At 65.6% G+C, this 23288-nt stretch carries 21 protein-coding genes; 7 read left to right on the top strand and 14 right to left on the bottom strand.

Translation table 11 applies throughout. From position 1 onward, the window contains the following. The first annotated feature begins 24 nt into the window (after positions 1 to 24). Positions 25 to 252 (top strand): hypothetical protein, encoded by a 228-nt coding sequence (locus ACIGJE_RS00475; RefSeq protein ID WP_483679082.1) that lies wholly within the window; start codon positions 25 to 27, stop codon positions 250 to 252. Between the two features lie 116 nt (positions 253 to 368). Here the strand turns inward: ACIGJE_RS00475 and ispG are convergent, their stop codons facing one another. Further along, a complete protein-coding gene (gene ispG / locus ACIGJE_RS00470) occupies positions 369 to 1622 on the bottom strand; it encodes a flavodoxin-dependent (E)-4-hydroxy-3-methylbut-2-enyl-diphosphate synthase (RefSeq protein ID WP_415086069.1) in 1254 nt (417 codons plus the stop codon). A gap of 214 nt (positions 1623 to 1836) precedes the next feature. Between ispG and ACIGJE_RS00465 the strand changes: the two genes are divergently transcribed. Beyond that, positions 1837 to 2937 (top strand): FUSC family protein, encoded by a 1101-nt coding sequence (locus ACIGJE_RS00465; protein ID WP_415086067.1) that lies wholly within the window; start codon positions 1837 to 1839, stop codon positions 2935 to 2937. Positions 2938 to 3026: 89 nt separating this feature from the next. Here the strand turns inward: ACIGJE_RS00465 and ACIGJE_RS00460 are convergent, their stop codons facing one another. After that, a complete protein-coding gene (locus ACIGJE_RS00460; RefSeq protein WP_415087248.1) occupies positions 3027 to 3434 on the bottom strand; it encodes a GlcG/HbpS family heme-binding protein in 408 nt (135 codons plus the stop codon). Continuing rightward, the gene (locus tag ACIGJE_RS00455; protein WP_415087247.1) at positions 3427 to 4203 is read right to left on the bottom strand and encodes an SDR family oxidoreductase; all 777 of its coding nucleotides are present in this window, start codon (positions 4201 to 4203) and stop codon (positions 3427 to 3429) included. The genes ACIGJE_RS00460 and ACIGJE_RS00455 overlap by 8 nt, the downstream gene beginning before the upstream one ends. 90 nt (positions 4204 to 4293) lie before the next feature. Between ACIGJE_RS00455 and ACIGJE_RS00450 the strand changes: the two genes are divergently transcribed. After that, positions 4294 to 5199, top strand: a complete 906-nt coding sequence (locus ACIGJE_RS00450) for a LysR family transcriptional regulator (RefSeq protein ID WP_415087246.1) — start codon at positions 4294 to 4296, stop codon at positions 5197 to 5199. Positions 5200 to 5635: 436 nt separating this feature from the next. Here the strand turns inward: ACIGJE_RS00450 and ACIGJE_RS00445 are convergent, their stop codons facing one another. The 7 genes from ACIGJE_RS00445 to ACIGJE_RS00415 all read right to left on the bottom strand — a co-directional run bounded on the left by ACIGJE_RS00445 (position 5636) and on the right by ACIGJE_RS00415 (position 13241). Next, positions 5636 to 6559 carry a MerR family transcriptional regulator gene (locus ACIGJE_RS00445; protein ID WP_415087245.1) on the bottom strand — a complete coding sequence of 308 codons (924 nt, stop codon included), beginning with the start codon at positions 6557 to 6559 and terminating at the stop codon, positions 5636 to 5638. Between the two features lie 84 nt (positions 6560 to 6643). Then, positions 6644 to 7228, bottom strand: a complete 585-nt coding sequence (locus ACIGJE_RS00440; protein ID WP_415087244.1) for a hypothetical protein — start codon at positions 7226 to 7228, stop codon at positions 6644 to 6646. Positions 7229 to 7241: 13 nt separating this feature from the next. Next, positions 7242 to 7649, bottom strand: a complete 408-nt coding sequence (locus ACIGJE_RS00435) for a hypothetical protein (RefSeq protein ID WP_415087243.1) — start codon at positions 7647 to 7649, stop codon at positions 7242 to 7244. A 426-nt stretch (positions 7650 to 8075) separates the two neighbouring features. Then, positions 8076 to 8597 (bottom strand): transcriptional repressor, encoded by a 522-nt coding sequence (locus ACIGJE_RS00430; RefSeq protein WP_311935871.1) that lies wholly within the window; start codon positions 8595 to 8597, stop codon positions 8076 to 8078. A gap of 134 nt (positions 8598 to 8731) precedes the next feature. Further along, positions 8732 to 10021 (bottom strand): glutamate-5-semialdehyde dehydrogenase, encoded by a 1290-nt coding sequence (locus ACIGJE_RS00425; RefSeq protein ID WP_415087242.1) that lies wholly within the window; start codon positions 10019 to 10021, stop codon positions 8732 to 8734. A 140-nt stretch (positions 10022 to 10161) separates the two neighbouring features. After that, positions 10162 to 11742 carry a DHA2 family efflux MFS transporter permease subunit gene (locus ACIGJE_RS00420; protein WP_311935877.1) on the bottom strand — a complete coding sequence of 527 codons (1581 nt, stop codon included), beginning with the start codon at positions 11740 to 11742 and terminating at the stop codon, positions 10162 to 10164. Positions 11743 to 11912: 170 nt separating this feature from the next. Then, a complete protein-coding gene (locus tag ACIGJE_RS00415) occupies positions 11913 to 13241 on the bottom strand; it encodes an HlyD family secretion protein (protein WP_311935879.1) in 1329 nt (442 codons plus the stop codon). Positions 13242 to 13572: 331 nt separating this feature from the next. Between ACIGJE_RS00415 and ACIGJE_RS00410 the strand changes: the two genes are divergently transcribed. Next, on the top strand, positions 13573 to 14229 hold the full coding sequence (locus ACIGJE_RS00410; RefSeq protein ID WP_311935882.1) for a TetR/AcrR family transcriptional regulator: 657 nt from the start codon (positions 13573 to 13575) through the stop codon (positions 14227 to 14229). A 96-nt stretch (positions 14230 to 14325) separates the two neighbouring features. Here ACIGJE_RS00410 and ACIGJE_RS00405 read toward each other — a convergent pair whose 3' ends face one another. After that, positions 14326 to 15039 (bottom strand): hypothetical protein, encoded by a 714-nt coding sequence (locus ACIGJE_RS00405; RefSeq protein WP_367625933.1) that lies wholly within the window; start codon positions 15037 to 15039, stop codon positions 14326 to 14328. A 140-nt stretch (positions 15040 to 15179) separates the two neighbouring features. Between ACIGJE_RS00405 and ACIGJE_RS00400 the strand changes: the two genes are divergently transcribed. Further along, positions 15180 to 16334 (top strand): helix-turn-helix domain-containing protein, encoded by a 1155-nt coding sequence (locus ACIGJE_RS00400; RefSeq protein ID WP_415087240.1) that lies wholly within the window; start codon positions 15180 to 15182, stop codon positions 16332 to 16334. On the opposite strand, the gene ACIGJE_RS00395 is transcribed toward ACIGJE_RS00400, so the two are convergent. Then, entirely contained in the window at positions 16328 to 16630 is a 303-nt protein-coding gene (locus ACIGJE_RS00395; RefSeq protein ID WP_483679081.1) for a hypothetical protein, read from the bottom strand. The two genes, ACIGJE_RS00400 and ACIGJE_RS00395, sit on opposite strands and share 7 nt — an antisense overlap. Positions 16631 to 16824: 194 nt before the next feature. On the opposite strand from ACIGJE_RS00395, the gene ACIGJE_RS00390 reads away from it, so the two are divergent. Further along, positions 16825 to 19272, top strand: coding sequence for a hypothetical protein (locus tag ACIGJE_RS00390; RefSeq protein ID WP_415087238.1), 2448 nt, complete (start codon positions 16825 to 16827; stop codon positions 19270 to 19272). Positions 19273 to 19340: 68 nt separating this feature from the next. Here the strand turns inward: ACIGJE_RS00390 and ACIGJE_RS00385 are convergent, their stop codons facing one another. Further along, entirely contained in the window at positions 19341 to 19853 is a 513-nt protein-coding gene (locus ACIGJE_RS00385) for a TlpA family protein disulfide reductase (RefSeq protein WP_367625929.1), read from the bottom strand. Between the two features lie 222 nt (positions 19854 to 20075). On the opposite strand from ACIGJE_RS00385, the gene ACIGJE_RS00380 reads away from it, so the two are divergent. After that, on the top strand, positions 20076 to 21503 hold the full coding sequence (locus ACIGJE_RS00380) for a TIGR04222 domain-containing membrane protein (protein WP_483679080.1): 1428 nt from the start codon (positions 20076 to 20078) through the stop codon (positions 21501 to 21503). A 172-nt stretch (positions 21504 to 21675) separates the two neighbouring features. Here ACIGJE_RS00380 and ACIGJE_RS00375 read toward each other — a convergent pair whose 3' ends face one another. Then, a complete protein-coding gene (locus tag ACIGJE_RS00375; RefSeq protein ID WP_311935904.1) occupies positions 21676 to 23238 on the bottom strand; it encodes a trimethylamine methyltransferase family protein in 1563 nt (520 codons plus the stop codon). Between the last annotated feature and the right edge of the window lie 50 nt (positions 23239 to 23288).

The following is a 23288-nucleotide window of genomic DNA, read 5'->3' as shown; positions in this document are numbered from 1 at the left end:
AATTGCCGCACAGGAGATTTGGCCATGACGGCCGTTCAATTCAATCGCATAGGGCAGTCTTATTGCGGTCATGCGGATAGCGAACGCGTGGCCAAGCCGAATGAGACATTCATCAGGCCCCGCTTCATCGGTCCCTATGATCTCTCGGATCATTTGCTGCGGGATATCGGCGTGCTCGACGGCAATACCGGGCGAGGCAAAGGAAACAACGGCGCTTTCTCGGCGCGGGACCTGATCGACCGATATCGGTAAGCCCGGGAACAGCTTCAGGGTGCACGGGCATCTTGCCCGTTATTCCTTACCGCAAGCGCAGTATTTCCAAGAACGGGCAAGATGCCCGTGCACCCGGAAATCACCGTTCCCAGGGGTTACTCCGCCGCCGGCCTGACGCCATAGCGGTTCTCGATATAATCGATCACCATCTGCTTGAATTCGTCGGCGATGCCGGGGCCGCGCAGGGTTGCGGCCTTCTGGCCGTCGATGAACACCGGTGCGGTCGGCGTCTCGCCGGTGCCGGGCAGGGAAATGCCGATATCGGCATGCTTGCTCTCGCCGGGGCCGTTGACGATGCAGCCCATCACCGCGACCTTCAGCGTCTCGACGCCCGGATAGCGTGTCTTCCAGTCCGGCATGGACTCGACGATGAAGCCCTGGATGCTCTGGGCGAGTTCCTGGAACACGGTCGAGGTGGTGCGGCCGCAGCCGGGGCAGGCGGCCACCAGCGGCACGAAGGTGCGGATGCCCATCACCTGCAGGATCTCCTGGGAGACCTTGACTTCCTGGGTGCGATCGCCGCCGGGCTCGGGCGTGAGCGAGACGCGGATGGTGTCGCCGATGCCGGCCTGCAGCAGCGGCGAGAGAGCGGCGGCCGAGGCGACGATGCCTTTCGAGCCCATGCCGGCCTCGGTGAGGCCGAGATGCAGGGCATAGTCGGAACGGCTGGCCATCTCGCTGTAGACCGCGATGAGATCCTGCACCGCCGAGACCTTGGCCGAGATGATGATGCGGGACTTGGGCAGGCCCATCTCCACCGCACGATCGGCCGAGAGCAGGGCCGACTGCACCAGCGCCTCCCAGGTCACTGTGCGGGCGTCGACCGGCGCCTCGCTCCTGGCGTTCTCGTCCATCAGATGGGTGAGCAGCTCCTGGTCGAGCGAGCCCCAGTTCGCGCCGATGCGCACCGGCTTGTCGTGGCGCATCGCCATCTCGATGATGGCGCCGAACTGGCGGTCGCGCTTGTCCTTGAAGCCGACATTGCCGGGATTGATGCGGTATTTGTCGAGCGCCTGCGCACAGGCGGGATGGTCGGCCAGGAGCTTGTGGCCGATATAGTGGAAATCCCCGATGATCGGCGTGGTCACGCCGATGCGCATCAGCCTTTCCTTGATGCGCGGCACCGCAGCGGCGGCTTCGTCGCGATCGACCGTGATGCGCACCATTTCAGAGCCGGCGCGGGCCAATGCCGCGACCTGCCGTACCGTGCCGTCGATATCGGCCGTGTCGGTGTTGGTCATCGATTGCACCACGATGGGCGCGCCGCCGCCGACCAGGACGCCGCCGACATCGACGGGAACGGTAGGGCGACGGGACATCAGGCCAAAGCGCGCATAGGACGGGATCATCGGGCACCGCTGGTTTCGTTTGGGGATGACATGGACCTCACCGGCTGGCACGTCAAGGTCTTGGGGGGCCGGTCTTCGGACCGGCCTGGAACCACGCCGCCAGCAGAGCCGAGACGGCGGGTCTGAAGACCCGCCCCCCACGATCAGAGAGCCGGCCCTTGCGCTCCGCTCGAACCTTTCTACCATCGCATCTTGCAAAGGATGTGATGGGTTGATGATGATCGGCGCTGGTGCCACGGCTCGCCTGTTCAAATGGTTCGCGGCCAAGCGCATGGAACTGGCCCTGGCCGTGCGCGTCACGGTGGCGGCAGGCCTGACTTTCGTTGCGGTCAAGCTGGTGGACCTTTCCCAGTCGAGCTGGGCGGTGATCACCTCCATCATCGTCATGCAGGCAAGCCTTGGCGGCTCGGTCAAGGCGGCGATGGACCGGATGGCCGGTACGCTGCTCGGGGCCCTGTGGGGCGCGGTGGTGTCGGTGGTGCTGCCGCACCATGAGGGCAATGTCGCGCTGGGCCTTGCGGTACTGACCGCTGTGGCGCCGATGGCGGTGGCCTCGGCGCTGCGGCCGAGCTTCCGGGTGGCACCCATCACCGCGCTGATCGTGTTGATCCCGGCGGGCGGCACGCTGCTGCCGCCCTATGCCTATGCCGCCGAGCGCGTGGCGGAGATCGCGCTCGGCATCGTCGTCGGCGTCGGCGTCGCCCTGTTCGTTTTACCGGCGCGGGCGCAGGGCGCGCTTGCCGCCGCGGCCGCACGCGTGGCCGATCTCAATGCCGAGCTCCTGCTTGCCCTGACCGGCAGCCTCCTCGACGGCAAGGGCCGGCCGGAGCTTGCCGGCATCAACAAGCGCATCCGTGCGAGCCTGCGCCAGATCGATGCCGCCGTCGAGGAGACGGTGCGCGAGCGCAGCGCCCATCTCAGTCATGCCATCGATCCCGAGCCGATGGCGCGCACGCTCTACCGTGTCCGGCACGATCTCGTCATCATCGCCCGCGTCTGCGTGCGCGCTTTGCCGGAGCGGGTGGCGCCGACCCTCACGGAGCCTCTGGAGGCGATGCGGGACGCGACCGTCGGCCTGCTGCGCGGCATCGCCGAAGCCCTGCGGCGCGGCTTTCTCGGGCCGGATGCCGCGGGCTTCGATGCCAGCCTTTCCGCCTATGTCGCCGCCATGGACAAGCTGCGCGGTGCCGGCGTGCTGCGGGACCTGCAAAGCGAGGAGGTCGGCCGCCTCTACGCCCTGCGCTTCGGCTTCGAGCAGCTCGGCCAAGACATCAAGGACCTGGTCGAGCGCAGCTCCGACCTTGCTCGGGAGTAATCGGAGCGCGGACATCTCAGCGACATGAAGACATGTCGCTGAGATGTCCGCGCTCCGAAGCGTGATTTCCGACGGATCGGGAGGCGCCGTCAGCTCTGTTGCTCGATCGCCGAGCGGGCGATGGCCGCGTCTTGCTCCGGGCTGCCGCCCGAAACCCCCAGGCCGCCGATCAGGGCTCCCTCAACGTCGAACAAGGGCTCGCCGCCTCCCACCAGCAGCAGGCCGCCATGGTGGATATGGTCGAAATGCAGGAGCGGTTCCCCGATTTTCAACGGCGCGCTCAGGGCAGCGGTGGGGGCCTGGAACATCACCGAGGTTCGAGCCTTGGCGATGGCAAGCTCATTCGATGCCAGCCAGGCGCCGTCCATGCGGGAGAAGGTCACCAGGTTGGCGCCCTTGTCGAGCACGGCGAAGACCGCCTTCATGCCAGTCTTCTCCGCGGCGGTGCGCGCCTTGGCGACGACGCCATGCGCTTCTTCGAGCGTGATCTCAGGCATTCTGGCTCCACTCGGTTTCCTGCCATTGCCTGGCGGCCTTGATGGTGTCGAGGGGGCGCATGGTGCGATAGAGATGGTCCTCGGCCGGAATGATCTCGACCATGGCATCGATCATCTCCTGCGGATCGTTCTGGTCCGCCAGGGCGCCGGCGAAGTCCGGCATGGGCACGACCACGCTGCCGGCGTCATACCACTGGGTATGGCTCTCCGCACCGGTGTCGTTGAAGCCGGTGCCGAACACGCCCGGGTTCACGGTCGCGACCTTGACGCCATAGGGCGCCAGCTCGGCCCTCATCGAGCCGGCGATGGCCTCGATGGCATGCTTGGTGGCGCAATAGACGCCGACGAAGGGGATGACGAGGATGCCGCCCATCGAGGAGGTCCACACCACCTTGCCGGCCTTGCGCGCCACCATCTTCGGGACGATGCCCTGAACCAGCCTGATATGGCCAAAGACGTTGATTTCGAACGATTCACGCATGCGTTGCATCGGGATGTCGATGACGGAGCCGCTTTCCATCACGCCGGCATTGAGCACGAGGATGTCGGGATCATAACCCGCGGCATGCGCGATATCGATGTCGTCGAGGAGGTTGAGCTTGATGATCTCGAGCTTGACGCCCGCGGCCGCGGCGTCGGCGCGCAGGCTGCGCACCAGGGGCCAGGATTCGGCGGTCGCGACGACTTGGTGCCCCTGGCGGGCCAGCTCGATCGCCGCGCCGCGGCCGAAACCGGAACTGGCGCCGGTGATCAGGATTTTCTTCGACATGGTCTTCCTCCGTTCTCGATGATCGAGATCCGGGAACCACCCTAAGGAAGCTTGACTGCTGCAACAATCTCGCCAATTCTTGATGTTGAGATGAGAGATATTCATCAATTGAAGAGCGGCGATCTCTTCGCACTCACCGTGTTCCTCTCGGTTGCCGCCCATCGCAATTTCCGAGCGGCGGCGATCGAGCTCGACGTCACGCCCTCGGCAGTCAGCCATTCGGTCAAGAGTCTCGAACAGCGCCTCGACGTTCGCCTGTTCAACCGCACGACCCGCAGCGTCTCCCTCACCGATGCGGGGGAACGTCTCGCCGCCAAGCTCAGGCCGGCGGTGTCCTCGATCGCCGAGGCGCTGCAGGTGGTCGACGATTTCCGCGAGGCGCCCAGCGGGACGGTGCGGATCAATTCCAGCGAGGGCGCGATCCGCCTCGTGCTGCTGCCGGTGCTGGCACGCTTTGCCAGGGACTATCCGCAGGTCCATCTCGATATCGTCAGCGACGGCCGGCTAAGCGACGTCGTCGCCGATGGCTTCGATGCCGGTATCAGGCTGGCCGAGGCGGTGCCGCAGGACATGATCGCGGTCCGCCTCACCGAGACGGCACGCTTTGCCGCGGTAGCGTCGCCGGGCTATTTCGCGGCCCATGGCCGGCCGGCGGTGCCGCAGGACCTGCATCGCCACGCCTGCATCCGCTTTCGCTTCGACAGTGGCGCGATCTATCGCTGGGAATTCGAGCATCACGGCACGACGGAGACGATCAACGTCACGGGGCCGCTCACGCTGACCGACCAACCCCTGATGGTCGAGGCGGCGATCCAAGGCATCGGCATCGCCTTCGTGCCCGATCATCTGGTGGTGGGCGCCCTGGCGGACGGGCGCCTCGAACGCATTCTCGAGGACTGGTGCCCGGCTTTTCCGGGGCTATGCCTCTATTATCCCGGGCACCGCCACGTCTCGGCCGGGCTGCGCGCCCTGATCGCCGCCATCCGCGCGGGATGACGGCGTGTCTAATACCCACCCCTTTCAAGGTGTTTGGAACGAACCGCGAAAAGGCTGGGATAGGGCACTACGACCCCTCATCCGCCTGCCGGCACCTTCTCCCGCAAGGGGAGAAGGGATCATTTCGTCAGCCGCAACGCCAGCCGATCGCCTTCTCCCCCTGCGGGAGAAGGTGCCCCGAAGGGGCGGATGAGGGGTTTCGCCGCTCGTCCGAACTTCACACATCAACACCCTGAAAGGGGGGGTGTCTAATACCAGGCCTCATAAAGCTTGACCTGTCATCCCCGGCCGAGCTTCGCGAGGGTATCGTCACAAGCCTTGCTTGTGACTGGGATCCAGGGGCAGTAAATCGCGCTCGCTGGCCACTGGATCCCCTTCCCGGGGTCTTCGACCCCGCCGGGGATGACAGGTCACGAATTTTGCACGCTGGTATAATTCACAACCGGCTCGACAGGGCCTCGACGATCCAGCCCCATTCGCTGGCCGCCAACTGGCCGGGCGGATCGCCGCGCAGGATCGCCATCAGCTCCAGATAGCGCTGCGAGCGGGCATGGTGCTTGCGATATTGCTCGAGCTGCCAGTCGAGAAAGGCCGCATCCGGCTCTTTCTTCATGGCCCGGGCCGAACTCTCCAGCCACGCCTCAGCAATGGCATGACCGGTGTCCGAATCCGGCGCGATGCCCTTGTCCATGGCCGCCCGGACCCGCGCAAAGGTCTGGTCCGAGGCCTGGCGGTAGGCGGCGGGGTCGAAGCCGTCATGCCATAATTCGCGCATGCTGGCCTGCATTTCGTCCATATAGCTCTTATCGGTGAGCATGCCCATCAGTTCGGTCCAGGCATCGAGCTGGGCTGCCGTGGGGTCGTCGGGCAGGTCGGGCGTGGCGGCGGCGATCATCTTGTCACGCCAGGCCGGATCCATGCGGGCATCGGAGCCGGCTTCGGCATAGAAAGCTTCGATGGCGGTGCGGAACTGGGTCTGGGAAAGGGCGGTCACGGTCCAAAGTCTCCTCAGATCTTGCGGCGTGGGATCGGCGAGCCTCAGCGTGGCGCGCAAGGCCGCGGCGATGCGGCGCTTGGCGGAGATCTCGGCCTCGATGGCGTCGAGGCGCAGGGCCAGGACGTCGGCGAGGCCGAGGCGGCGGGCGATGAGGCGCGCGATGTCGCCGAGCTTCACGCCGGCATCGCGCAGGGCGAGGATGAGATCGAGCCGGGCCCGGTCCGCTTCCGAATAGACGCGGTAGCCGCTCCCGGCGCGTGCGGTCGGCGGCAGGAGGCCCTTGTCGGAATAGAAGCGGATGCGCCGGACGGCGATGCCGCTCAGCCTGGAGAGTTCGCCGATAGTGTAGGTTTTCTCGCTCATGCGGCGGGTTCTACGGGCTCCACCAAGTGGAGAGTCAAGCGGCTATCCCGGCTGCGTTTTCGCCCGCTTCGGCAAGGCGATATCTCAGCCGCCCGTATTCCGCAGGGCCTTGCGAATTTCGGCATCCGTTGGGAAGCCGGGGGGAGACCATTCATTGAAGCCACCCCGATAGATCTCGATGGAGGGGCCAGTGCCATCGAGCTTATCGGCAAATTTGTATACTGCCCAGAAGGCAGCACTGCGGTGCAATGGCTCGGGGGGCTGGCAGACCGCGCGCAGCTTTCCTTCTTGTTTTTGCCAGATTGTCACGTCGGAGACGTCATAGACAATCTGTTTTGGGCGGCAATCCGTGCCCCAGGGAGAATGTTGCCTCAGAAAGGCGCTGAATCGCGCCACCTCGTCGGAAGAGAGACGAAAACGATAGCGCACATAGAGTGGATCGTTCCCCTGGGAAGTACCCGTGGCGCTCCTATGGGTTCCCAGCCGGTACTTTTGAATATAGCTGTCGCCATCCGCCGACAGCCAGAGGCCTGAGCTACCCCAGGCACTACCGCCAGTAATACCGAAGCTGCCGAACGACAGGTTCTTGTCCTTGGCAAGGGCCGGCATGGCGGCGCTACCAAGGACGAGTGAAGCCAGCAGTACTCTCAATGCGGCGGAGCGGGCCATGGCTGGACGCCTTTCATTCGCGCCAATTCTTGGGGTCGCTGACGGGATCGAGCGGTTGGGACCGGCGGCGAGCCGAGTGGGAAGATGTCACCCGCACCGGTTGCCACGGGCCGGGCGTGCCGACTTCACGGTACCGGCGCCAGCGCAACAGGGCGAACACGCCATCCGACAGCATCTGGAAAAGCAGGGCGAGTGCGACGACCACGGCAGCGGTCATGGCCCCCTCCAGGGACGCATCGGCCTTGGCAATCGCCGGATGGGGTACGGTCATGACGATGGAGGCTGCCGACGGAGCAGGCTCGATGGGCGGTTCGATCTCGACCGTCGTTTCACGCCAATCCCGATAGCTGCTCCTAAAAGCCCTGAGGCCCTTGAAAGGCGAGCAGCGCGTGATCGCGCGCAGAATTCCGGCATCAGCCATGATGTCCGATGACGCGTCCTTGGAACGGACAAGGACAGGCTTGGCTGCGAGGCTGCCATCCGCCTTCAAAGACAGTTTGATCCGCAGGGGTTTGTCGACCGTCTTCGCCTCGGGCCAGCAGGTTCGGATAGCCTCGACGAGAACCTCTCGCGGTCCCGCCGAAGGGGCGATCTGTGCCGCCAGAGCGTCAGCCTCCTGAAAACCGAGGATGAACAGTAAAAGCAAAAGGAGAGAGAAGTTGCGCGGTGCCGGGGGGCGAGTGGACACCCCTCTGCCGCCCCCGATCGGTGTGGCCAGGGAACATACAAGCCCGAACCCAATGCGCACTGGAGTGACACCTTTGTGCCGTAACCCTCACCAAGATGGACTTGGCGGCGCGGGTTTTGCAAGAGGTAATCGGAACCGCCGCAGTGATTCAGGGAGCGTTCAACGGGCCGCCTTTTCACGGCAGTGGCGGCAGATGCCGGCGAGCTCGATGACCTGGCCGCGGGGGGTGAACCCGATGGCACCGGCAGCGGTGGCCAGGGCCTTGCCGACGGTGTCCGACTCCGCCTCGCCCACCGTGCCACAGCTCTCGCAGATCAGGAACATCACCACGCTGCCGTCCTTGTGGTCGTGCGCACAGGCGATGAAGGCGTTGCGGCTCTCGATGCGATGGGCAAAGCCCTGTTCGAGCAGGAAGTCGAGGGCGCGATAGATGGTGATCGGCGCCGGGCGCTTGCCCTCGCCATCCTCCAGCTTTTCGATCAGCTCATAGGCACCGATCGGCTGGTGGGTGGCGGCGAGAGCCTCCAGCACCTGGCGGCGGATCTGGGTCAGCCGGACGCCACGCTCGGCCGAAAGGCTTTCCGCCCGCGCCAGCACGGAGGAGCTGCAATGGCTGTGATCATGGCCTGGTTCGGCGAAGACCGGTGCTGGCTCGTGATCGTGGGCGTGGCGGTGGGCCATGGAAACCTCTCGCCCCCTATGTAGCAATGGCGCGGCGCCATTGCCAGTTCTCTGGGATCGCCGGCTTCCAGCCGGCTCTTGGATACACAACGCTGGCGGGAAGGGCCGGCTGAAAGCCGGCGGTCCCGGCAAGATTACGGCCTGACCGTACCCTGGCCCTTCACGCGATATTTGAACGAGCAGAGCTGCTCGGCGCCGACAGGCCCACGCGCATGCATGCGGCCGGTGGCGATGCCGATCTCGCCGCCGAAGCCGAATTCGCCACCGTCCGCGAACTGGGTGGAAGCATTGTGCAGCACGATGGCCGAATCGACCTCGGCCAGGAAACGCGCTGCCGCGGCCTCGTCGTCGGTGACGATGGCATCGGTGTGGTGCGAGCCGTAGCGTTCGATATGGGCGAGCGCCGCGTCGAGGCCCGAGACCACCTTCACCGAGATGATGGCGTCGAGATATTCGGTGGCCCAGTCGGTGTCGTCGGCCGGCTTCACATGCGGATCGACCGAAAGGGTGCGCGAATCGCCGCGGACCTCGCAACCGGCCTCCAGCAGGGCCTTGACCAGCGGCTTGAGGAAGACCGGCGCCACGGCCTGGTCGACCAGCAGCGTCTCGGTGGCGCCGCACACGCCGGTGCGGCGCATCTTGGCGTTGAGCACGACGGCGACGGCCATGTCGAGCGCGGCGCCGGCATGGACATAGGTGTGGTTGACGCCTTCCAGATGGGCGAAGACCGGCACGCGAGCCTCCGCCTGCACCCGGGAGACGAGATTCTTGCCGCCGCGCGGCACCAAGACGTCGAGATTGCCGTCGAGCCCGGCCAGCATGGCACCGACGGCGGAGCGGTCGGGCGTGGGCACCATCTGGATGGCGGCCTCCGGCAGGCCGGCGGCCTGCAGGCCGGCGCGCAAGGCCTTGGCGATCTCGCTGCAGGTGCGGAAGCTCTCCGAGCCGCCGCGCAGGATCGCGGCATTGCCGGCCTTGAGGCAGAGGGCACCCGCATCGGCCAGCACATTGGGGCGACTTTCGAAGATCACGCCGACGACGCCGAGCGGGGTGGAGACGCGCTCGAATTCCAGGCCGTTCGGCCGCGTCCAGCTCGCCAGCACCCGGCCGACCGGATCGGGCTGGGCGGCGACTTCGCGGATGGCCTGGGCGATGCCGGCGACGCGCTTCTCGTCGAGAGTGAGGCGATCGACATAGGAGGCGATCTGGCCGCGAGCCAGAGCATCGGCGACATCCTGCGCATTGGCGGCGAGGATGGCGGCTTCACTGGCGAGGATGGCCTTGGCCATCGCCTCGAGCGCGGCATTCTTGGCTGGGGCCGGGGCGAGCGCCAGGATCCGCGCGGCCGAACGGGCCGCCTGTCCTACTTTGCGCATGACGGCAATGACATTGCCGTCTTCCATTCCCCGGTTTTCGTCGGGCATGGTTCACCCTGTCGGTTTTTCAAAAGATCAGGCTGACGTGGTTAGGCCGGATCGACAGTGGTTGCAAGGCTGTTTGGAGCGCGGACATCCTGGCCGTTCTTTGTTTTTAAGAGCGGACAGGATTGTCCGCTCTCCGGGCTTCAATGCCCGCCGCCACCGCCGCCGCCTGCCATCTGCGGCTTCTTCAGCATGAAGATGGAGAAGCTGAGCAGGCCGAACAGCAGTGTCAGCAGCAGGAACACGTCGGAGAACGCCATCACAAGTGCCTCGCGCCGCATCAGCCCGACCAGCCTGGAGACGGTCATCTGGTCGGCTGCCGCCCCGAAAGCCACGAAACCGGCCTTCATGTTCTCATAGGTCTGCATGACATTGTCGCGGCTCCAGTTCACCGCCTCGCCCAGGCGCGACAGATGCAGGTCCTGGCGCTTGTTGAGGGCGGTGTTGATGATGGCAAGGCCGACCGCGCCGCCGAGATTGCGCATCAAATTGAACAGGCCGGAAGCGTTCTTGATGCGGGCAGGGGGCAGGGTGCCCAGCGCGATGTTGGAGATCGGCACCATGCAGATCATCAAGGAGACGCCGCGCAGGATCTGCGGCAGCAGAATCTCGTAGAAATCCCAGTCATGCGTGATGCCGGTCATGATCCAGGTGCCGGCCGCAAAGCCGATGAAACCGCCGGCGATCATCAGGCGCGGATCGACGAAGCGGGTGAGGTTGCCTGCGATCGGCGCGGTGAAGAACATGCACAGGCCGGTGACGAACATGGTCTCGCCGATCATGCGGGAATCATAGCCGCGCACGCCAGCAAGATAGACCGGGAAAAGATAGGTCAGGCCGTAGAGGCCGACGCCCAGCACGAAGGAGAGCAGCGAGCCGGTGGCGAAGTTCCCGTCCTTGAAGGCATAGAGATCGACGATGGGCTGTTTGGCCAGCAGCACACGGGCGAAGAACACTACGGCACCGACGGCCGCGAGCACGGACATCACCAGGACGGGCGTTTCGGCGAACCAGTCATGCCCCGGCCCTTCCTCCAGCGCATATTCGAGGCCGCCGAGGAAAACCGCCATCGAGATCAGGCCGGTCCAGTCGAAATTGCTGAGCAGAGACAGATCCGGCTCGTCGAAATCGACCATGGAGAAGGTCATCAGCGTGACGATGACACCGGGCACCACATTGATGAAGAACAGCCAGTGCCAGGAGATCGCATCGGTGAGGATGCCGCCGACCGTCGGGCCGATGGTGGGGGCGAGCGTCGCCACCAGGCCGATCATCGGCGAGACGATGGCCTGCTTGGAGCGCGGGAAGATGGTGAAGGCGGCCGCGAACACGGTGGGGATCATACCGCCGCCGATGAAGCCCTGCAGCGCGCGGTAGATGATCATCTCGTTGATGTTCGTCGCGGTGCCGCACATGAAGCTCATGACGGTGAAGCCCGCGCAGGAGACCGCGAAGGTCCAGCGCGTCGAAAAGGCGCGGGAGAGGAAGCCCGAGAGCGGGATCATCACCACTTCGGCCACCAGATAGGCCGTCTGCACCCAGGGGATCTCGTCGCCGGAGGCGCCGAGGCCGGCCTGGATCTGGGGCAGGGAGGCGGAGACGACCTGAATGTCCAGGATCGCCATGAACATGCCGAACACCATCGCCAGGAAGGCGATCAGCTTGCGCTTGTCGATGGTTTCTTCGGCGGGCACCGGTATGGCGGTTGCTGTTGCGGTGGCCATGGCGGCCTCCTTGGAAGCAGATAGCCTTCTCCCCATGCGGGAGAAGGTGGCACGAAGTGCCGGATGAGGGGTCTCGCATCCTTGCCGGAGAGAGCGCGGCGCGACCCCTCATCCGGCCCGGCTTCGCCGGTCCACCTTCTCCCGCAAGGGGAGAAGGCCCTTGTCTTGCCTTACCCCTTCGGGCCGGTGCGGCTGTCGACCGTCACCACCACCGACAGGCCGGGACGCAGCTTGCCGCTGAGAGCGATGTCGGCGGGAACCTCGATACGCACCGGTACGCGCTGGGTGATCTTGGTGAAGTTGCCGGTGGCGTTCTCGGGCGGCAGCAGGCTGAAGACAGAGCCGGAGGCCGGCGAGAACTTGCCGACGACGCCTTCGAAGGTGTCGCCGTCCATGGAGTCGACCGAGACTTCCACCTTCTGGCCGGGAACCAGCGGGGCGAGCTGGGTTTCCTTGAAGTTGGCGGCGACATAGATGCTCTTGAGCGGCACCAGAGCGATCAGGCGCGAGCCGGGCGAGACATACTGGCCTGGCTGGGCGGCGCGGTTGCCGACCACGCCATCGGTGGGGGCGCGCACCACGGTGGCGTCGAGGTCGTTCTGCGCCTTGGTAATGGCGACGTCGAGTTCCTTGGCGCCCTGCTCGGCCTCGTCCTTCTGGGCCTGCGTCACGGCGAGATTGGCCTTGGCCGCGATCACATTGGCCTCGGCGCTGTTCAGGCTCGCCTGGGCATTGGTGAGGGTGGCATTGGCGCTGGCAAGGCCGGCATTGGCCTTGTCACGGTCAGCGGTGGCTTGGTCGAGCGTGGCCTTGGAACCGAAATCCCGGGCAGCCAGCGCGTCGGCGCGATCGAAGGCGGCATTGGCGCGCACGATTTCGGCCTTGGCGGAGGCGACGCCGGCCTGGGCCGACTCGATGCCCGCCTTGGCCGAGGCGACGCCGGCATTGGCGGTTTCGATCGCCGCCTGCTGGGCCACGACCTGCTGGTCGATGCGGGCAATGGTGGCGTTCTGCGTGGCGCGCTTGGCCTTGGCGGATTCGAGCGCGGTGCGATAGTCGGTGTCGTCGAGCTTGACGATGACGTCGCCAGCCTTGACGCTGTCGCCATTCTGCACCGGCACGGCGTCGACATAGCCCGAGACCTTCACGCCCAGGGTCGAGACGTCGGCCTGCACATAGGCGTCGTCGGTCTCGACCATGAAGCGGCCATTGGTCCACCAGTCATAGCCGTACCAGCCGCCGGCCGCGAGGGCGACGACCAGCAGGATCGGCAGGACGGTGCGGGCCTTGGATTTCTTCTTGCCGGCCGTCGCAGCCGGCTTGGATTGCACCGGAGCCGCGGGAGCCTCGGCCTTCTGGGCCTCTGCCTTCCCCGTCTCGGGCGCTGCCGGCGCGTCGGTACGCTGGCGCTCCAAGGTCACGACATTGTCGGTGGCATCGGCCGGGCCGGTGGCGCCCTGGCCACCCGGCACGGCATTGTGGTCGCGAGCTGCGTCCATCGTGGTCTCCCAACCGGAAGGTGAGACGCCCCTGGACAACTCGAAAAAGTTGCCTGCAAAACCAGACCGTGTTGATCTTGCCCCGGAGCATTCTACGATTTGGGTGGCTATGCCGAGGATCGCAAATATGCATTAGAACAAAGACTTGGAGTAAAATGCGCTTCCGTGGAAACGCGCTTTGCTCCGGTCGACAAGATCAATACCGTCTGGCTGGGACTGTCAGGATCGAACCGAACGGTTCAGTCAGTTTCCGTTGACTATCATGTTGCGCTGCGATACGCAATAAAAATCGAACCGAACGGTTCAGTCAATTTTTGGAGGGATTTCAGTCATGCTCGCCGAAAGCCCGGCACCTGCGAAAGAGCCGGCTACCGACCCACCGGCCGCCGACAATGCCAAATGCCGCCAGATCGTCGATGGCGCTCGTCGTGTCTTCCTGGCCCATGGTTTCGAAGGCGCCAGCATGAACGATATCGCCAAGGAGGCAGGCGTCTCCAAGGGCACTCTCTATGTCTATTTCGAGAACAAGGAGCGGTTGTTCGCGGCGATCGTCGACGAGGAACGCTCTTCCCATGTCGAGCGCATCTTCGAATTCGACTATAATTCGCCCGACGTCGAAGGCACGCTGCTGGAGCTTTCCGCCGCCATCACCGCTTTCATCTGCCAGCCGCGCATCATCTCGGCGATGCGGGCCGTGATGGGTATCACCGAGCGCATGCCCGATATCGGGGCGCATTTCTACAATGCCGGCCCCGGCCATTCCCGCAAGCAACTGGCGAAATATCTCGATCTGCGCGTGGCCGCCGGCCAGCTCGACATCGACGATACGGAGCTGGCCGCTGCCCAGTTCCTGGAAATGTCGCACGGCCCCTTGCTGAAGCCGATGTTCTTCATGGCCAACAACACGCCGCCGACCAAGGCGCGCATCCGCGAGGTGGCGCAGTCGGCCGTGCGGGTGTTCATGGCCGCCTATGGCGTGAAGAAATAGAGGCGCAACGAGATCCCTGATGTCGGGGAGGGGGACCGCTAACGCCGGCTCCGCGTGGGGGCGCCATCTGACCACGTCCCCGCCCTCCATCGGTGCTCATCCTCCGCCGATGCGTATCCGCAGAAAATCACCCTTGATGGTGATGGCCGGCTTGATGCCCGGCCTGTTCGGCAGGGCGCTGTCGACCAGCGAGGCATGGCCGCTCACCGCGTAGTTCACTGCCTCCGCGCCGGCGAAGCGCAATTCGGCGTCGATGGCGTTGCCGCCGAGGTCGATGCTCTCGTCCTTGTCGATGCGGGCATAGGAGAGGCGGGCACGGATGGCATTGCCCTCGATCGAGACGTTGCGTGCATGCCCGTCCAGCGCGATGTCGCCGGCCCGGCTGTTGACGTCGAGCGAGGCGAAGCTGCCCGACAGGCGGCTCGAAGTGGCGTCCTGCACGATGGAGACGGCGACGTTTTCGGGCAGGGTGGCGGTGAGTTCGAGCCGGCAATCGGAGGCGCCGAACCAGGCACCATTGCCGGTGTCGACCTGCAATTGCGTACCGACCAGCCGAATCGAGCCGGCATTGGTGCAGCCGGCGCCACTCCAGCTCGAGCTCCAGAAGCCGAACCAGCCGTCCGGGCGGCCGCGGAGTTCGGCGCGATAGGGACCGGTGCGGCTGGCCGTCAGCCGGACCAGGCTGGAAGGGCCGCTGACCGTCACCGAGGTCACCGAGGCGACGTCAAGTTCGCCGAGGCTCGTGTGCGCCCTGCCTGGGGCCATCCCGGCGACGGCGAACAGGACGATGAGGATCAAAGGCCTTCGCATGGCTGTCTTCCCTTTTTGAACCTTGGGAAAACGACGCCGGAATCCGGTGCATTCGGCGACCTCGATCGCGATCGGGGACGAATCCGAGCGTGATCGAGGACATGAATGGTGTAGATTCGTCCCGTTCCGGAAGCATCCCCATGATCTTCGTACCCCTGCCCTTCGTCAGCGCGCTGCTCTTTGCCATCCTGCTGGTGCAGATGGTGCGGCAGGGCGATCGTCCCTGGCGGGACAATGCTTTTTTCCTGCTGCTGCTCGGCTTCACCGCGCTCTCGGTGCTGCTTGGCCTGCGCTGGGGGTACGGGGTCAGGATTTTCATCCCGCTTCAGGCCACGCTGGCTGCCTTGACGCCGGCTCTGGCGTGGCTCGCCTTTCGCGGTCTCACTGCCGAAGGCCCGGCACTGCGCTGGGCCACGGTGTGGCCTCATCTCGTGCCCGCCGGCCTTGTCGGGCCACTTTTCGTGACTTCGTCGGTGGCGGTCGATCTTCTCGTCATCCTGTCGTTCCTCGGCTACGGCCTTGCTTTGACACGCCTGGCGCTGGCCGGCCCCGACATGCTGATCACGCCCCGGCTGGACGGCGTGCTGCGATCCTACCGCGCGCTGCAGATCACGGCCGGGGCCTGCCTGATCGGCGGGGTGACGGACGTCATCATCGGTTTCGACATGCGCTGGATGGGAGGCGTCATTTCCGAAGCCATGGTGTCCGGCGGCAATGTCGTGCTGCTGCTGGTGCTGGGCGTGGCGGCCGCCTCGGCGGGATCGGCGGCACCGACCGAGGAGGCCGAGCCATCGGCGGTCGAACCGCCAGCCCGGCCTGGCAGCGACGAGGACAAGGCGGTGGCGCTGGCCCTCGACGCCCTGATGGCGGATCGTTCGCTCTACAAGGATGTCGATCTCAATCTCGGACGGCTCGCCCGGCGGCTGAACCTGCCGGCGCGGCGCGTTTCCTCGGCCGTCAACCGCATCCACGGCATGAGCGTGTCGCACTATGTCAACAAATACCGGATCGAGGAGGCCTGCCGCCTGCTGGCGACCACCGATACGTCTGTCATCCAGGTGATGATGGAGGCCGGCTTTCTCAGCAAATCCAATTTCAACCGCGAGTTTCTGCGCCTTACCAGCGTCAGCCCCATCGCCTGGCGGCGGGGGCAGCGTTCTGCGCCGGCCGGGAGTGCGGAGAATGGCAAGCAAAAGGCCCCGCCGTGGCGGGGCCCCAAAACGCAACTCGACATTACGCAACTCGACATTACGCAACGCGACTTGACGCAACTCGAACGCAACGCAACTCAGTAGCAGACCCGCACGCGGGCCCAGTGGCCGCCATAGTAGTCTTCGACCCAGCGCTTCTGGATGTAGCAGCGGCGGTACTGGCGGTAATAGACGGGGCGGTATTCGTCGTAATAGCCGCCACCGTAATAGCTGTTGTTGTAGGCGGAGCCGGCGAGGAGGCCGCCCAGCAGGCCGATGCCGGCGCCGGCGGCGAAGGCGCCACCACGGCCATAGCGGGCTTCGGCGGTGCCGGTGGTGGCGATCGCGGTACCGGCCAGCGTGGCGGCAACCAGGGCTCCGGTCAGGATCTTCTTGAACATCGTCTCGTTCCCATCTCTCGTCTTGCGCGGGCTGCGCTTGCTCTGATGGGGTGAGGATGTCACCGCGGCCCCGTTATTTCCGTGCGATTCGACACCGGGAAACACGGCATGCCAGCGCTCCTGAACCAGGGTCACGCTGCTGTTTCCTTTCGTCGCCAGGATGACGTAACGTCTGGCGGTTGCGGAGGAATGGCATGCGGTCGGGGTGGCGAGTTGGCGTCTGGTTGGTTCTGGGCTCTTTCGGTCTGGGCCTGGCCTTCGTGTCGCCGCCGCCGGCCGTCGCTGCGCCCTGTCCAGGTGAGCCGACGGCCTGTGCGACGACGGACAGGACTCCACTGGGCCTGTCCTATCAGACGGCACTCGCCATCCTCCAGGATATGGACAAAAAGGATCGGCAGGCTCGTATCGAGCCCCTGCGCAAGACGCTCGAGGCCAATCCCGCGGATGACCTTGCCAGGCTCGAGCTGATCATGCTGGGCGGGGACGACCGCAAGCAGGCCGCGATCGCCGCCTCTCTGGCCGATCTCCTCGCCAAGGCCGGCAAGGTAGCCGATCCCGTGGTCGCGGCCCTGGCGCGCCTGCTCAGCATTCCCACCATCGATGCCGAGGGGGAGGAGGCCGATGCCAGGATCGCGGCACTCGTCGAGGCGGCGCTCGCCGATATCAAAGCTGTGCGCAGCGGTGCCGCGCGCGGCGGACAGGCCGGGCCGACCAGGGATGATGCCGATCTGCTGGCCGGCCTGATCGCCAGGCGGGCGGTTTTCGATCTCGACGAGGCGATCGAGGACTATGACCGTGATGTCGGCAAGGCTCAGGCCGCTTTGCTGCAGGCGTCGATCGAGGCTTTCTCGGCCCGGCTCGAGCGGGCACCGCGCGACCCGGCCCGTTTCCCGCTTCTGGTCGAGGTGTTGCGCGACAATTACTACGACGCAGGCAGGTATGACCGCCTCGTCGAGATCTGCCGCCGCTGGACCGGTGTCGCGCCTGCCGATCCGAAGGCGCGCAGATCCCTGGTGAGTGCGTTGGCGGCGCGGGCCGACGAACGCAATCTCGCCGACAAGACGGCCTCGGCCCTCGCCGACGCCGAGGCCCTGGCTGTCCTGGCCAGGCCGGCGGCAGGTTCGGCCCGCCTCGATGCGATTGAGAGCGAGGCGCTCGTCGCCAGCCATCGCGTCAGGGCGGTGGCGCAGGGCAAGACCGAGCCGGTCCGTGCCGCCGCCACCCTCGCCGAAGGGCTGCAACAGTTGCATGCGGGGACGCAGGGCGATCCTGCCCAGGGCAGCGGCGACGACCTGATCCTGGCTGCCGCGATGCTGGCGGGCGAGCGCATCGACAAGCAGGACGCCGCCACGGCCGAAGCCATCGAGACGAAGCTGCTCTCCGTTCTGGCTGAACCAGAGCGCCGGGCGCAACTGCGCGACATGATTGCCGCCCGCTACCAGACGAAAGGCGAGGTGGAGGCGGCGATGCGGCGCTATCGCCAGTCCATGGCGGAACTCGCGGGGGTGCCGCTTGACGGAGAGAAGAGCTGGCGCTTCTTCGCGGCGGCGCGAAACCTGTTCGAACTCGGCCGGCGGGATGCTCGCCGCTTCGATACCGACGCCCATGCGCGCGCGCTGATCGACTATGTCGCCGAGCCTCGCTTGCGCACGCTCGAGGGGCTGGACGGCAAGGAGAGGGCACGCCTGCTCCTGCAGATCGCCGCTGCTCTGCATACCCTGGCCAAACGCCTGGAGGAGGCTGGCATCGAGGCGCCGCGCATCGGGTTGCTGGAGCGCGAGGTCGCCCTGCGCGAGCCGCTGGCGCGCGATCCCGCCGAGCGGGCCGATCGGCTGGATGGCCTCGCAAACGCCTATCGCGACCTCTCCGACGCCTTCGATGCGGCGAACCGGGAGAAGGAGGCGCTGGATCAGGCCCGCAAGCGCGTGGCGATCCGGCGCGAGCTGAAGGAGAAGAATCCCTTGGGCTTCGACGAACTCAGCGACACTGTCTGGGCCCTGCGCGATCTCGGCGACGAGCAGCGCCATGTCGGCGACGACAAGGGCGCGCAGGCCAGCTACCAGGAAGGAGCGCAGGTCGGCGCGACCTTACTCGAGCGCTTCCCGGACAGGGGTGGCTCCTATGAAGCGATGTCGGCGATCCAGGTCGCGATGGGCCACGCGGCCCGCTCCACCATGATGAAGCTCATCCACTACAAGCGGGCGCAGGCGACCAATCTCGCCCATCTCGACAAGCTCGGCGACAAGAAGTTCGACCAGGACTTCCTGGCGGTATCGAGCATCAATATCGGCGATACCTATCTGGAAGCCGGCAAATACCAGGCGGCGCTGACCCATCTCGGCCAGGCGCTCGAGGCGAGCGACAAGAGTCTGGCCGAGGATCCGGAGAACAACAGTCTCCTGCGCCGCCGGGCCCGCATTCTCGACAAGATCGCCAGGGCCGAGCAAGGGCTGGACCGTACCGAACCGGCCATCGCCACGCGCCGCCGCCAGATCGAGCTTCTGGAAAAGCTGGCGCGCCTGCGCGGCGCCGCGGTCGAAAACCAGGCCGACGCCTATGAGGCGTTGATCGGCCTGCTCTCCCGCAGCGGCGACCATGCCGACGAGATTGCCGAGATCCGGCGCAAGGTGGCGGCGCTATGAGGCGGCACGGCCGCGTCATTGCGCTTCGCTCGCAATGACGGTCAAGCAACAGAATTACGGCTGTACTGCTAGCCGCCGATGGTCCCGATCTTGGCGAGGAGCTCGGCCACCAGCGCGTTGTCGAGGCCTTCGTCCGTCTGCCAGACGACCTCGCAACGCCGGCTGATCAGGAAAGTCTGCGGGATCGAACGCAAGGACAGCATGGTGATGAGCTCTCGCTTGTTGTCGATGCCGACGAGGCCGTAGGGATTGCCCGCCTTTTCCAGATAATGCAGCACCGCTTCGTCCTGGTCTTGGACGGCGACGCCGGCTATGCGGACACCCTTGCGCTGGAGGGCAACGAGGTAGCGATGCTCTTCCCGGCACGCCTGGCACCATGAGGCCCAGAAATTCAGGACGGTGACCTGGTCCTGCAGCGCTTCGAGCGTGGGGGCGGGAATATCGGCAAGGCCCGCGAGGGGCTCGACCTGGAAGGGCCCGAGCACGGTGCCGTTCGAATCAGGCGGACCCGCCTCCTTGGCATGGACCGATGTCGTCAGACTGGCGGCGAGACTCGCCAGGAACGCCCTGCGGCCCATCATGGCGCTTCTCCCTTGCGACACCTTGCTTACCATAGGTTGCGAGATGGCTTTCGCAACTGGGCGCAGGCGATTGCGAACAGGCTTGAAATATCGGCGCATCGGGCAGAGCCCATGCTCGTCGAGCAGATATAGCCATACTCGCGCCCTGTGATATAATGCTCGTGACGTCCCCCAGAACCGCTGCGGTGCTTCTTGTCGGATGCCGGTGAAGCCAGAACGACCTTGAAGTCCCCTCAAGCCGAGGGGCAGGCGGCTTTCACCCGGCTTTGGGCCCGGCTCGAAGCCTATGAGTTCGACAAGCCCGACGATCTCATCCCCTTCACGGCAAAGCTAGCGGCCGAATGCGGTTGGAGCCGCGACAAGGCCCGCCGGGTCGCTTTCGAATATAAGCGCTTCGTCGCCATTGCCCTCTCGAGCGGGCATGGCGCCTGTCCCTCGCGAGCGGTGGACGAAGCCTGGCATCTGCATCTGCTCGACACCAGGCGCTATTGGGGCGAGTTCTGTAGTGAGGTGTTGCAGCGCAAGTTTCACCATGAGCCGAGCCGCGGCGGCATCGCGGAGGATTTGCGCTTCGACCGCCTCTACCGGCAGACGCTCGCCAACTATCGCCAGTTCTTCGGCGAGGAACTGCCGGCCGAGATCTGGCCGGACCCGGATGCGCCGGGTCTCGCCGTTTCGGCATCGTCGGGCAGGCAAGCCTTGCTGGCGCGCCTGCGAGCGCTCTTGAAGCGTGCCGTCAAGCCCCTGGCTTTCCTGGCCCTGCTGCCGGCGTTGCCGGGCTGCGCCGCCATCTACAACTCGTCGAGCCCCGGTGCCCTGCAAGGGCCGGGCTTCCTAGCGCTCTATGTCGTGCTTCTGGCTGGCGCCTTCGTGCTCAGCCGCGCTTTGCAGGACAGGGTGAACGGGCCAGCCATGCCTGGGGATGCTGGCGTTCTGCTCGGCCCGTATCATTTCGCCTATCTGGCCGGCGGTGCCAATCGGGTGCTCGAGACGGCGCTGACGCAGCTCTATCTCGGCGGGACTATCGCCATGCATTCGGACGAGGCAGTGCTGCTTCGCCCGGTCCCACAGCGAGCTCCTGCCGTGGAGCGCCTGATCGGTGACAAGCTGGCCGAGGGGCCGCTGCGAATCGGGCACACCAGCATCGACATAGCTGTCGAACCGATCCGGCGGGACCTGCTTGCCGCCGGCCTGGTGCCCGGGCCGGACGAATTGGCCCGGACACAGGAGATCCCTTTCCTGCTGTTCGGCCCGCTGCTTCTGCTCGCCCTCCTTCGCTTTTTCTTTGGCATCGCCAATGAGCGCCCGATCGCCCTGCTGGCCTTCTGCCTGGTGGCGACGCCATTCCTGATTGCAATCGCAGCGATGAGGCAGCCGCCGCGCACACCGGCCGGCGGAACGCTGCTTCGGCAGGCCGAGGAGCGGCTCCAGGCGCGCGGCAAGCCGGCAGCCAATAGTCCGAGATTGACCGAATGGGTTGCCCTGCACGGCCATGCCGGGCTGGCCGGCCTCGGCCTCACGGCATTTTCGCTCTTCCTCGCCAACCAGCCGGCCTCGGCCGCTAAGGCTGGCGGAGGCGGCTCCTGCGGGGCCGGTTGCGGTGGCGGTGGAGGGGGCGGTTGCGGTGGTGGTGGAGGCTGCGGCGGCTGAAGCGTCTTGCGAGTTGCTGGCATCACTTCGAATTGCGAAGACGCGTCGAAGCCTGGAAGTAAAGAAAAAGTGCGGTTTCGGAGAAACCGCACTTTGCCGTGGGGGAACGAAAGCCGGGTCGGTGCGCTCGCATCCCTCTCCCGGCCGGGAGAGGGATGGAGCAGGCACACTCTCAGTAGTTCGCGTCGGGAACGGCAGCCTTCTTGCGCTCGATGAACTCGCGCAGGGCCTCGTCCTTGCCGGGATCGATGGCGGGTGCCTCGTAATCGGCCAGCGTCTTCTTCCAGATCTTGTTGGCGCGCTGGGCGGCGTCCTGCTTGCCCTCGGCTTCCCACTGCTCCACCGAATTGTTGTCGGAAATGTTGGAGCGGTAGAAGGCGGTCTCGAAATTGGCCTGGGTGTGGGCGCAGCCGAGGAAGTGGCCGCCCGGCTCGACCTGGCGGAAGGCGTCCATGGCCTGGCCGTTCTCGGACATGTCGACGCCCTTGGCCAACACATGCATGGCGCCGAGCTGGTCGAAATCCATCACGAACTTCTCGTAGGAAGCCGAGAGGCCACCTTCGAGCCAGCCGGCCGAGTGCAGCATGAAGTTCACGCCGCCGAACATCGCCGGGATCAGCGTGTTGGCGCTCTCATAGGCGGCCTGGGCATCCGGGATCTTGGAGGCGCAGAGCGAGCCGCCGGAGCGGAAGGGCAGCTTCATGCGGCGGGCGAGCTGGCCGGCGCCATAGATGGCGAGCGCCGCTTCCGGCGTGCCGAAGGTCGGCGCGCCCGACTGCATCGAGAGGGTGGAGACGAAGGTGCCGAAGATGGCCGGCGCGCCGGGGCGGACCAGCTGCAGGAAGGAGACGCCGGCCAGTACCTCGGCCAGCACCTGGGTCAGCGTGCCGGCCACCGTCACCGGGCTCATGGCGCCGGAGAGGATGAAGGGCGTGATGATGCAGGCCTGGTTGTTCTGGGCGTAGACGTCGGCCGCGCCCAGCATGGTGTTGTCCCACACCATCGGCGAATTGGCGTTGATCAGGCTCGTGCACACCGTGTTCTGCTGGATGAATTCCTCGCCGAACAGGATCTTGGCCATATCGACCGTGTCCTGGGCGCGCTCGGGCGCGGTGACCGAGCCCATGAACGGCTTGTCGGAGAGGCGCATATGCGCATAGATCATCTCGAGATGGCGCTTGTTCACCGGCAGGTCGACCGGCTCGCACACCGTGCCGCCCGAATGGTGCACATAGGGATTGGCATAGGCCAGCTTCACGAAATTGCGGAAGTCCTCGATCGTGCCGTAGCGCCGGCCCTTGTCGAGGTCATGCACGAAGGGCGAGCCGTAATTGGGGGCGAACACCGTGTTGTTGCCGCCGATGACGACGTTGCGCTCGGAATTCCGGGCATGCTGGGTGTATTGCGAAGGCGCCGTCTGGATCAGCTTGCGGGCGAGGCCGCGGGGAAAGCGCACCCGCTCGCCCTTGATGTCGCAACCGGCAGCCTTGAGCAGTTCGAGCGCGCGCGGATATTCGCGGAACTCGATGCCGACCTCTTCCAGCAGCGTCTCGGCATTGTGCTCGATGATCTGCATCGCTTCTTCCGAGAGCACCTCGGTGAGCGGGATGTTGCGGCTGATATAGGGCACCGAGGTGCCGCCGCGCTGCACGCGGGCGGCCCGGCGGGCGTCGCGCCCGCGGCGCGAGGCGGACGGAGCTTCGGTATGCGTGGCGTTGTCGGCTGCGTCCGTCATGGCGTTCTCCCGAGAATTCTGGACCTGAGACTTGAATAGGGGAATGCGCC

It is taken from the genome of Labrys sp. E2SS-1L (assembly GCF_057073705.1).
Note: the sequence above shows the minus strand (reverse complement) of the source record. Positions and strands in the feature narration are given on the sequence as shown.

Excerpts from the sequence above, each read along its gene's own strand:
- ACIGJE_RS00450 (WP_415087246.1), top strand. The coding sequence starts at position 4,294 with ATGAGAGATATTCATCAATTGAAGAGCGGCGATCTCTTCGCACTCACC.
- ACIGJE_RS00445 (WP_415087245.1), bottom strand. The coding sequence starts at position 6,559 with ATGAGCGAGAAAACCTACACTATCGGCGAACTCTCCAGGCTGAGCGGC.
- ACIGJE_RS00410 (WP_311935882.1), top strand. The coding sequence starts at position 13,573 with ATGCTCGCCGAAAGCCCGGCACCTGCGAAAGAGCCGGCTACCGACCCA.
- ACIGJE_RS00460 (WP_415087248.1), bottom strand. The coding sequence starts at position 3,434 with ATGCCTGAGATCACGCTCGAAGAAGCGCATGGCGTCGTCGCCAAGGCG.
- ACIGJE_RS00385 (WP_367625929.1), bottom strand. The coding sequence starts at position 19,853 with ATGATGGGCCGCAGGGCGTTCCTGGCGAGTCTCGCCGCCAGTCTGACG.
- ACIGJE_RS00430 (WP_311935871.1), bottom strand. The coding sequence starts at position 8,597 with ATGGCCCACCGCCACGCCCACGATCACGAGCCAGCACCGGTCTTCGCC.
- ACIGJE_RS00420 (WP_311935877.1), bottom strand. The coding sequence starts at position 11,742 with ATGGCCACCGCAACAGCAACCGCCATACCGGTGCCCGCCGAAGAAACC.
- ACIGJE_RS00440 (WP_415087244.1), bottom strand. The coding sequence starts at position 7,228 with ATGGCCCGCTCCGCCGCATTGAGAGTACTGCTGGCTTCACTCGTCCTT.
- ACIGJE_RS00435 (WP_415087243.1), bottom strand. The coding sequence starts at position 7,649 with ATGGCTGATGCCGGAATTCTGCGCGCGATCACGCGCTGCTCGCCTTTC.
- ACIGJE_RS00465 (WP_415086067.1), top strand. The coding sequence starts at position 1,837 with ATGATGATCGGCGCTGGTGCCACGGCTCGCCTGTTCAAATGGTTCGCG.
- ACIGJE_RS00405 (WP_367625933.1), bottom strand. The coding sequence starts at position 15,039 with ATGCGAAGGCCTTTGATCCTCATCGTCCTGTTCGCCGTCGCCGGGATG.
- ACIGJE_RS00425 (WP_415087242.1), bottom strand. The coding sequence starts at position 10,021 with ATGCCCGACGAAAACCGGGGAATGGAAGACGGCAATGTCATTGCCGTC.
- ACIGJE_RS00400 (WP_415087240.1), top strand. The coding sequence starts at position 15,180 with ATGATCTTCGTACCCCTGCCCTTCGTCAGCGCGCTGCTCTTTGCCATC.
- ACIGJE_RS00375 (WP_311935904.1), bottom strand. The coding sequence starts at position 23,238 with ATGACGGACGCAGCCGACAACGCCACGCATACCGAAGCTCCGTCCGCC.
- ACIGJE_RS00415 (WP_311935879.1), bottom strand. The coding sequence starts at position 13,241 with ATGGACGCAGCTCGCGACCACAATGCCGTGCCGGGTGGCCAGGGCGCC.
- ACIGJE_RS00475 (WP_483679082.1), top strand. The coding sequence starts at position 25 with ATGACGGCCGTTCAATTCAATCGCATAGGGCAGTCTTATTGCGGTCAT.
- ACIGJE_RS00390 (WP_415087238.1), top strand. The coding sequence starts at position 16,825 with ATGCGGTCGGGGTGGCGAGTTGGCGTCTGGTTGGTTCTGGGCTCTTTC.
- ispG (WP_415086069.1), bottom strand. The coding sequence starts at position 1,622 with ATGATCCCGTCCTATGCGCGCTTTGGCCTGATGTCCCGTCGCCCTACC.
- ACIGJE_RS00455 (WP_415087247.1), bottom strand. The coding sequence starts at position 4,203 with ATGTCGAAGAAAATCCTGATCACCGGCGCCAGTTCCGGTTTCGGCCGC.
- ACIGJE_RS00395 (WP_483679081.1), bottom strand. The coding sequence starts at position 16,630 with ATGTTCAAGAAGATCCTGACCGGAGCCCTGGTTGCCGCCACGCTGGCC.